The 1,173-nt window shown below is 67.4% G+C and carries 1 protein-coding gene and 1 pseudogene; both read left to right on the top strand.

Going from position 1 to position 1,173, the window contains the following annotated elements:
• A pseudogene (locus CZ203_RS01190) lies at window positions 1-253 on the top strand (helix-turn-helix domain-containing protein); the annotation flags it as partial.
• On the top strand, window positions 240-1,173 hold a 934-nt coding region (locus tag CZ203_RS01185), incomplete at its 3' end, for a PBSX family phage terminase large subunit (RefSeq protein ID WP_143436054.1). The pseudogene CZ203_RS01190 and the gene CZ203_RS01185, both read left to right, overlap by 14 nt.

Raw genomic sequence — 1,173 nt, 5'->3', positions numbered from 1 at the left:
GGTCGCGGGGCGGCTGGGCGTGAGCCTGCGGACGCTGGCCGTATGGCAGAGGCGGTTCCCGGAGATCGCGGATGCGCTCAGGCGGGGCAAGGAGGTCGTCGATTACGAGGTGGAAAACGCGCTGCTCCAGTCCGCGCTGGGCGGGAGCACGACCGCGCAGATCTTCTGGCTCAAAAACCGCAAGCCGGACAAGTTCCGGGAAAAGCCCCTGCCGTCCGGCGGCGAAGGGGTGCGGATATATGACGACGTGTAAAATCTCCGGGCTGATCTCGCCCGCGTTTTACGGCTCCCACCGCGCGGTGAAGTCCGGCGCGGTCAGCGAACTGGTGGAAAAGGGCGGGCGCGGCTCGGCAAAATCCAGCTTCGTCAGCATCGAGCTGCTGCTCCTGCTGCTGCGGCACCCGGGCTGCCACGCCGTCGTGCTGCGCAAGGTGGCCGGGACGCTGCGCACGAGCGTGTACGCGCAGGTGTGCTGGGCGATCGGCGTGCTGGGGCTGTCGCCGCAGTTCCGGTGCACGGTCTCGCCGCCCGAATGCACCTACCTGCCGACCGGGCAGAAAATCCTGTTTTTCGGCATGGACGACCCGGGCAAGCTGAAATCCATCAAGACGCCGTCCGGCTATATCGGCATCGCCTGGTTTGAGGAGCTCGACCAGTTCGCCGGGGAGGAGGAAATCCGCCATGTGGAGCAATCGCTGTTCCGCGGCGGCCCCTTTTCCTTTTCCTTCAAATCGTTTAACCCGCCCGCCGCCGCGCGCAACTGGGCGAACCGGTACGTGCGGGAGGGCAGGCCGGGCAGGCTGGTGCACCACAGCACCTACCTGACCACGCCGCCGGAATGGCTGGGGGCGCGGTTTTTGGAGGACGCGGCGCATTTGAAGGCGACCGATCCCACGGCGTACCGGCACGAATACCTGGGCGAGCCGGTCGGCGCGGACGCGCAGGTGTTCGGCAACCTCGTGCTGCGGGAGATCGGGGACGCGGAGCTTGCGGCGCTTGACCGCCGCTATTACGGCCAGGACTGGGGCTGGTACCCCGACCCGAACGCCTTCAACGGCTGCGCGTACGACGCGGCGGGGCAGACCCTGTATGTGTTCGAGGAATACCGGGGCAACCGCATGTCCAACGCGGCCTGGGCGCGGCTCATCCGGGCGCACCGGGACGACCTGGTCA

Origin of the sequence: Intestinibacillus massiliensis (assembly GCF_900155735.1) — a bacterium.
Taxonomy (GTDB): Bacteria; Bacillota; Clostridia; order Oscillospirales; family Butyricicoccaceae; genus Intestinibacillus; species Intestinibacillus massiliensis.
Note: the sequence above shows the minus strand (reverse complement) of the source record. Positions and strands in the feature narration are given on the sequence as shown.